At 44.8% G+C, this 8,707-nt stretch carries 2 protein-coding genes; both read right to left on the reverse strand.

All coding sequences use genetic code 11. The features are described from left to right. Positions 1-261: 261 nt before the first annotated feature. Complete coding sequence (locus HWQ58_RS19725) at positions 262-4,188, reverse strand: filamentous hemagglutinin N-terminal domain-containing protein (RefSeq protein WP_292866234.1); 3,927 nt, start codon at positions 4,186-4,188, stop codon at positions 262-264. Positions 4,189-4,312: 124 nt separating this feature from the next. Beyond that, entirely contained in the window at positions 4,313-7,702 is a 3,390-nt protein-coding gene (locus HWQ58_RS19730; RefSeq protein ID WP_292866237.1) for an S-layer family protein, read from the reverse strand. Positions 7,703-8,707 lie beyond the last annotated feature (1,005 nt).

An 8,707-nucleotide genomic window follows, 5' to 3' on the forward strand; every position in this document is an offset into this window, starting at 1 on the left:
AACAGGCAACTTATGGATTTTAAAGGGATGAATCAACCATATATTTAATCCGTCACATATCCGTTGCCACTGATTATTTTTATAACTTTTGAGTTTCATCGTAATTCCTCCCCCGATTGGAGTAACGGGCGTTGCAGAGAAAGCGGGATGATTTTGCTAGTTTTGTGGGATGGGGCGATTTGCCCGTCCCTTGTATTTCAGGGCTCTCGTGTCGCCCACCCTACAAGAATCATCCTTGATTCAGCAACGCCGAGTAACGAATCATTGACTACAGGACATGGCAGAAGGAATAGAAGAACTTTGCACAGATTGAGCCACAAGCATAATATTACCATTAGCATCGGCAATCCATCCTTGAGCCTCCACAATCGGCTCGGTAGATTTGGTCATAGATGCAGTAGATAATTTATCCGTGACTGTGTGTGTTACTTGTGCGGGCAAATCTACCCAACCAGTAATCACTGCTCGTCCCCGCAACGGTTCATTAGGACTTTGGGGTAATCCACCGCGTCCGGTGGCGATAAAACGACTGGGGTTTTGTCTTCCTCTGGGAGTGCAACCTTGGGCAATTTGTTGGGATGCATCCACGAGGTTAGAGGGTAGTTGAATTAAGCCGCGACTGGGGTCAGTATCAGGTGTGTTGAGATTTATCTCACCATTTAAGGAAGGGTTGGTTTGGGAGATGGCAGTGATATCACTTGTTGGTAACTGACTAGGATTTAGCTTTTTCGGGTCGGTTGTTTGCAACTGCTGCTCAAGCTCTTGCCGACTGCGCGGCTGTAGCCCAAAGATGCCAGTAGAGTTGATAATAACTTTCCCGCCGCTACCCTCGAAAGCGTTGGCAGTGATATCGCTATTTTCATTGGGGACGGCAACTACAAAGCCTCGGTAGTTTGGGAGGTTATTGATAATGATATTACCGCCATCACCACCACCTTGTGTAGTGCCCGCAGTAGTGGAGATTTGACTGTCTCGACGCAAGAGTAATAAGTCCCGCACATTCAAGTCGAGATTGCCGCCATTGCCTGAGGCAGTCGTAGCTTGAATACTGCCTTTATTGTTAAGAAGAATCAAACGGGCTGTAACTCCTATATCACCTGCTGTTCCCTGTCCAATGTTGCTAGCAGTTAGTTGAGCTTCATCTTTCACAGACAGCGATTCAGTAATAATAGTAATATTGCCACCCTTGCCAACTGCTCCAGGTAACACTCTACTGAAGATACCTGTATTACTTCCACTTAAAGAGACGCGATCGCTTGCATTAATCTTGACACTACCCGCATCACCTTGTCCGCTAGTGGTGGTAGTTAATCCTGCTCCATCGGCGATCAATAGCGACCCCGTGGTGACGGTAATGCCCCCAGCATTACCCAATGCTCCAGGGTAAACTACGGTGGCGACATTTGCGTTGTCTGTCAAGGAAAAGCGCTCTTTAGCTTTAATCGTCACACTGCCTGCATTTCCTTGCCCAAAGGTACTAGCAGACAATAAAACGTCTTTGCTGAAGGAGACGGTATTGTGAGCCTCAATCCTCACATTTCCTGCATCTCCTTGTCCTGCAGTACTGACTGTTAGGAAAGCCCCATCTGTTGCAGACAGTGATCCGGTAGTAATAGTGATATCCCCACCCTTGCCCGCTAGTCCAGGTGCTGAGTTGCTGAATATACTACTGGAATATCCATTACTACCTATTCCACTGAAATAAACAGCATCACGGGCGTTAATTGTGACGCTGCCTGCATTCCCTTGACCTTCAGCGATGCTCACTAATCTAGCTCCATTAGTGATATATAGTGAGTCAGTATTAATAGTAATGTCCCCAGCGTTGCCCACTGCTCCGAATGGCACTGCGGTGAAAGCACCACTGCTACGCTGCCCGTCATCACTGACCCCTTCAAAAGAGACTGTATCACGGGCGTTTATCGTTATACTGCCAGCATTCCCTCGTCCTTGAGTGTTTGCGGCTATTCGTGCCCCATTGGTAACAGAAACAGCCCTGGTAGTGATAGTCACATTCCCACCCTTGCCTTCTGCTCCAGGTCCGACTGCGCTAGAAGCAACGCTGTCTACTCCATCAAAAGAGACACGATCCTGAGCCTTAATCGTCACATTGCCTGCATTCCCACCACGCCCAAGAACGTCCGCACCCAATTGAGCACTATTAGTGACAAACAGCGAGCCATTGGTAGTAATATTGACGTTCCCACCACTACCTTCGCCGAGTTTTTCGACTCTGCTGAAAGCACCTGTACCTCTGCCATCAAAAGAGATTCGATTACGAGCGTCAATACTGATATTGCCTGCATTGCCTTTGAAGAAGGTACTTGTACTAAGTTGAGCGTTATTGGTGACAGATAGCGTTCCGGTAATGACGGTAACATTCCCACCATTACCCCTATTTCTTACATTACTGAAAACACCTGTACCACGACCATCAAGTGAGACAATATCACGGGCATCAATCAACACATTACCTCCATTTCCTAGACCAGAGGTACTAGCGGTTAATCTAGCGCCATTACTTGCCAATAGTGACCCAGTTGCCACACTAATGCTGCCTCCATCACCAACAGATCCACGGAAGACCTCATTAAGTACTCCACTGAAAAAGTTATTACCTTCTACTCCATCCAAGACGATGTTATTTCTAGCATCAATGAAGATATTGCCTGCATCTCCTCGCCCACGAGTGTTAGAAGACACTCGAGCGCCATTGGTTAGGGAGAGTGACCCAGTTGTTACACTAATGTTGCCACCGTTGCCCACTGCTTGACGGCGTCCAACACTACTAAAGACACCTGTAGGAGACAAACCATCGCCAGTCACACCATCCAATGAAATGCTGTCACGAGCATCAATAGTAACATCACCCGCATTTCCCCGACCAGAAACGCTGGCATCTATTTGCGCTCCATTACTTGCAAACAGCGAGCCAGTATTGATGGTAACACTTCCTCCATTACCCACTGCGTCAGAACCAACCTGACTGGAGGCACCAGTCCTACTTCCATCAAAAGAGATATCTTGAGCTTGAATGGAGATATTACCTGCATTCCCTTGTCCAAAAACGCTGGCAGACAATTGAGTGCCATCAGTTAAAAATAGTGAATCTGCGATGATGTTAAGGTTGCCAGCACTACCTTTACCATTAGAGTCTACGATATTTAAAATTCTGCTAGCCTGCCCACCTCGAATGATGCCCGTGGCATTCAGCGTTAAATCTCCTGCCTGACTACTTGCAGAACCTAACCCTGGTGCTATCCCAGCTAGTAGCCAACTTGCTCCCAAAACCTCTATGTTTCGGGCGTTGATGGCGATACTTCCCCCCTTGCCAGCAGAGACATCAACGTTGGCTCTGTTGATCAGTGATACATCTGCCTGTGCTATATCTTCAGGAAGATTCAAACTCAAATTACTACCATCTATATTATTTAAATTAACTGTTCCTGCACTCGCCAATCCTCCTAACTCAACCCTCCCACCAAAAGCATTTAACCTTCCACCATCCATGCTGATGTTGCCACCCACTAGCAGCAAACTTTGACCATCTACTACACGTAGACCAAAGGCATTAAAGCCGGACTGATTTAATCCTGCTGGTGCGACAGAGTTATTTTGAATCGGCGCAGCAGCAATTTGATTGAATAGAAAAGCTGAAGGATTGACTGTCAATAATGCAGGACTATTTGGATTGTCAGCACTGAAAAAACTTTGATTGCTAAACTGTATCGCATTAGCAGTAGTCGCCACAAAAGAACCACCAATGTTCAGCGAGGCATTTTTACCAAAAATAATCCCCGACGGATTAATCAGAAATAGGTTAGCTATACCATTAGTGCGAATTAACCCATTAATGTTAGAAACTGACTTACCCGTTACCCTGCTAATGATGTTTTGAATGTCAAGAGCATTATTAAAGAAAGCAGTGCTTCCAGTGGGAACGGAAAACTCTCCAAAGCTGTGGAACAAATTGCCACCCGCTCTGGTTCCTCCTTCAATAATTCTGGTGTTCTCTTCTAGTTTGACAGTGGAATTATTAGGTAGAGTGCTATCAGGGGTAATTTGAGCAAAAGCACAATTTGCCCAAAAAGCTGCGATCGCAATTCCCATCCCCACAGAAACAGCAATTGTTGAATCAAGGTTAGTTTGTAACGGGATTGTGGTGGTGGGTATTATAGGCTGTGTCATCGCTTTGGCGATTCGCTTTAATGCTTTGGCCTAATATTATTCTGCTAAGAGTAGTGAAAAGTAATAACTTTTCTGAAGAAATACTTAGATAAATAGAAATTTTTCTCCCGATTAGAGTAACGAATTATTGACTACAGGATATGGCAGAGGGAATAGAAGAACTTTGCACAGATTGAGGCACAAGCATAATATCACCATTAGCATCGGCAATCCATCCTTGAGCCTCCACAATCCGATCGCTAGATTTGGTCATAGATGCAGTAGATAATTTATCCGTGACTGTGTGTGTTACTTGTGCGGGCAAATCTACCCAACTTGTAATCACTGCTCGTCCCCGCAACGGTTCATTAGGACTTTGGGGTAGTCCACCGCGTCCTGTAGCGATAAAACGACTAGCGTTTTGTCCTCTTCTGGGAGTGCAACCTTGGGCAATTTGTTGGGATGCATCCACGAGGTTGGAGGGTAGTTGAATTAAGCCGCGACTGGGGTCAGTATCTGGACTGTTGATAGTTACTTCCCCACTCAGTCCCAATTGGGAACTTGCTGTAATGTCGCTCTTTTCGGTTAGGCTTTTTTGCGGAAGAATACCGAAAATACCGTTTGTTGTAATGTCAATTCTACCACCAACCCCTGTAAAGGCATTAGCAGTAATGTCACTATTTTCTTTGGGGACGGCGACAATGAAAGGGCTATTAATGGTGATGTTCCCGCCATTGCCACCGAATTCGCTACTGCCGGCAGTGGTAGAAATTTTACTATGATTGCGTAGTAATAATAAGTCTTGCAACTTCAGGGTAATATTACCACCATTCCCCGATCTGGTTATGGCAGCGATCGCTCCTTGGTTATCCAGGCTCAGAGAACGAGCTTGGATGTCAAGGTTGCCTGCCGTCCCTGAGCCGATACTACTGACAGTGACTTCACCTCCATCCCGGACACTCATCTGCTCAGTTTCCAGCCTTAAACTTCCCCCACTACCAGTACCTTCTGGCGTCACCGCAGCGCTGATTTGGCTGTTAAAGTTACCATTTGGTGATTTGCCAACGACTTCCACAGATTTCGACGCATGAATTCGTAATCTACCGGCATTGCCCTCTCCAGCAGTTCCAACCGATACTATTGCACCACCTTTCACACTCAAGCGTTCGGTTTCAATTGTTAAATCGCCACCATTGCCTCTAGGTGGAATAACTGTTTCGTCTGCGTCTACTTGAACACCTGCATTGATACCTGTAGCAAAGAGGTTATCAACAGGTGTATCAAATACCTCTACCTCAGAGGCACGAATTGTGAGATTACCAGCGTCGCCTTGACCGAAAGTAGCGACTTGCACTTTGCCTCCATGACTGACACTCAAGCGTTTTGTCTCAATGGTCAAGTTGCCACCACGACCCTCACCTTGAATGTTTACCTGAGCAAATAAGCCAGCAGGATTTTCAATATTAGATGTAAACGATTTGATTTTTCCACTGATTTCCACTGACTCGGCAGCGTGAATAGTCAAATTTCCTGCAAACCCTTTACGGTAAACACTGCTTGCAACTTGACTATCAATGATATTCATCGTGACAGTTTCAATGTTGATATTGCCAGCATTCCCTTGTCCAAAACTACTGGCAGATAGTTGTCCTTCTCGGACAATCAACTGATTGGTATTAATTGCCAAATCTCCTGCTGTTCCTGTACTCGATGTTTGAGTCAACAAGCTGCTGGGAAAGGGAAATAGACTATTACTATTAGTAGCAGGTCCGATCAGTTTAACTGATTGGGAGGCATTTACTGTCAAACTTCCTCCAGCCCCACTACCGTTAGTTCGAGCTGAAATCGCTGCTCCATCTTGGATTAACAACTGATTGGTGCTAATCGTAATCTTTCCTGCGGACCCTGTGCTATATGCGTTAGAACTTATTCTGCTAGGATACCATCTATTAGGAAACTGTGGAAGAATAGGAGTACCGACTAGCTGCACTGATTCGGCATTTACTGTTATACTTCCTCCAACCCCTTTACCTTCGTTATCGGTTATGATTCCGGCTCCATTTTGGATAAGTAACTGTCTAGTGTTAATCGTGATGTCTCCGGCGTCTCCGACTCCATTAGATGCAGCAAATATACGAGTATAACTTAAGTAAGGATTATCTGGAATACCGATTATTTGCACTGATTCTGGGGCATTCACGGTCAAATTACCTGCCACACCTTCACCGGAAGTAGAAACCGATACTTGCCCCCCATTTTCGACGAGCAACCTAGATGTATTAATTGTTAGTTTTCCTCCTTCTCCTGTCGCGCCAGAACTACTCTGAGTAAACAAATTGCTGCCAAACTGGCCACTAACTGTCAAACCTGCCACTTGTACAGACTCTGAGGCATTTACTGTTAAATCTCCCGCCGCTCCTGCATTGTATGTACCAGATGAAATCTTTCCTCCTGCTAAGATTTGTAACTGTCTTGTGTTAATTGTCAGGTTTCCTGCTTCTCCTGTGCCAAAAGTTTCAGCAAATAAACCACTGCGAATTCCAGTAGGTGATTCTCCAACGACTTGCACTGATTCGGAAGCATTTACACTCAATCCTTTTCCAGGTAATGCTCCTAAAGTGCTGGCTTCAATCTTGGAACCTCCATTGACTGTAACTCCTTTACCCCACACCTGAATAGCGCCGCCACCTTCGCCACTGGTACTAACCAAGGCTTGATTACTGAGTGAGATATCGGCTTTAGCTACACCATCAGGAACAATCAAACTCAAATTATTACCATCCACATTCAGTCCGACTGTCCCCTCACCTGCAATTCCTGCCAATTCCACTCGTCCACCCAAAGCATTCAATTGACCTTCGTTGATGGCAACGTCTCCACCCACTAATAGCAAACTCTGACCATCTGGTACTTGTAAACCAAAGATATTATCTCCTACTGGTGCAATTGACCTGTTTTCAATTCTGCCAGCCTGAAGTTGATTGAACAACAACGCCGAAGGATTAACTGTTAGTAATGAGGAAGGAGTCTGAGGATTAGTTGCACTAAATTCTAACCCATTGCCAAACACAAAAGAATTCGCCGTACTTCCGACAAAGGAACCCGCTACATCTAGTCGTGCATTCTTCCCAAATAAAATGCCATTGGGATTGATCAAAAATAAATTTGCACCGCCGTTCACCCCCAAAGTACCAAGAATATTCGAGATATTACTTCCCGTCACCCGTGTGAGAATATTGGAGATTCCCGTGGGATTGGCAAAATAAACTCGCTGGGATTCTCCGACATTGAATTCACGAAAACTATGGAACAGGTTAGCACCGCGAATTGTTCCACCATCAATGCGGTCAGCAGCACTACCTTTAATATTGACATTGGGAGTGATTCTTGAAGAGTTATTACCCAATGTTCCATCAGGGGTAATCTGGGCTAAGGCGTGATTTTCACAACAAAATATGACACGAGCAAGCACTCCAATAATGCCAAAAACTCCTAATAAACCTGAGAGCCAATTCCTATTTCCACAGATTGCCATATCAGAGCCAGCCTCTCTTGCTCATTTCATTCCTGTGAATATGCAATCAATCACGCCACGGCTTCGAGCTACATATTCAAGGGTTTTCTGCTAACCGTCCCGATCAATTTTTCTACAATTAATTTCAGCAGATATTTTAATTCGATGAGAGGAAAGTTTTTAAAACTTAAACTTTAGGTAATGGTTCCCAAAATCAAAAGTTAAAAATCACTAATCAACTTCGCCTTATGGAGAAAGAATTGCAGCACCATTTATTCACGGGAAATAATAAATAGACTTTTCACCTAATAAGGGTTTCAAATTTTTCGAGCTAGGCAGGGCAAGGGTTTAAGACGCCAATTTTTTATAAAGCGACAAGTTTAATAACTGGAGTTTAGACTAAAGGAGAGCGAACGTTAGGTCTGGAGTCTAGACTAAAGCAAACGAAAATAAGTCAAGAACTTTGTTGGCTATCACGATCTAGCCTGACAATTGAGAGATATGTCTATGCTTAATATATGTTTATATACCCAGTTATCAAGATTCTTGAAGCCATTAGAGTTTCACGTAGGGATGACTGAGTTATACTCGTAGCAATCGACGGTGCTGGAGGCTCTGGTAAATCTACACTTGCTCGTGAATTGCATTCCTCGAACAGATGCGTAGGTTGGGGAGCCACTGCGTTGGACGGGAACACCTGCTTGAAGCAAGTGGCGTTTGAACGGAGTAAAACCCAACAATTATAAGATTTTGAGGTGTTGGGTTGAGGGACGAAACCCAACCTACATCCATATCTAAATCGAGACTAGTTATGTTGTTGCCGTTGACAACTCCTCGACTATCGCGGTAAGAGGATTCTTTCGTCAGCCAACGTTTCCTCTAAAAGCATTGCCTTTCAATCAACGACAGCCCGAATTCAATAAACGACAGCCCGAATTCAATAAACGACTGCCCGAATTCAATAAACGACAGCCCGAATTCAATAAACGACTGCCCGAATTCAATAAACGACTGCCCGAATTCAAT

The sequence above is a fragment of the Nostoc sp. LPT genome, assembly GCF_017115165.1.
In the GTDB taxonomy this organism is placed as follows: Bacteria; Cyanobacteriota; Cyanobacteriia; order Cyanobacteriales; family Nostocaceae; genus Nostoc.

What these genes read in the sequence shown, in the direction of transcription:
- HWQ58_RS19725 (WP_292866234.1), bottom strand. Translation starts at nt 4,188, where the DNA reads ATGACACAGCCTATAATACCCACCACCACAATCCCGTTACAAACTAAC.
- HWQ58_RS19730 (WP_292866237.1), bottom strand. Translation starts at nt 7,702, where the DNA reads ATGGCAATCTGTGGAAATAGGAATTGGCTCTCAGGTTTATTAGGAGTT.